The organism is Flavobacterium erigeronis, assembly GCF_054075165.1.
Window position 1 is genome coordinate 1 of the sequence record NZ_JBSKGP010000032.1, and the last position, 424, is coordinate 424.

The following is a 424-nucleotide window of genomic DNA, read 5'->3' on the forward strand; positions in this document are numbered from 1 at the left end:
TGCTAAACAAAAAACTACCGATGTTCGAGCACAGAATTATTCGCTTAAAAATGTGACAATTGAAGATATTGAGAACATTAAACCTTCATTTGTACTGGAAAATATTGAAATCAATTCGGCATATTCTGATTTTGGTCCAATGTTTTACAAAGGAGATTTGGTCTACTCCACAACAATCGATTCTTCGTATGTAAAAACAAGCAAATACGGTTGGAACGATCAGCCTTATCTCAACATGCAATTGGGAAAAATTAGCGAAACGCAGTCTAATGTTACTTTTAAAGAAAAATTCGGAAAAGAAATTACGACACAGTATCACGAGGCCTGCGTGGCATTTTCGCCTGACGAAAAAACAATTTATTTTACCAGAAACAATTATAACGGCAAATTAAAACGCGATAGCAAAGGAATTAATAACCTCAAA

At 34.2% G+C, this 424-nt stretch carries 1 pseudogene; it reads left to right on the forward strand.

What is annotated here, in order from left to right:
- Positions 1 to 424, forward strand: a pseudogene (locus ACWA1F_RS23955) (OmpA family protein); the annotation flags it as partial.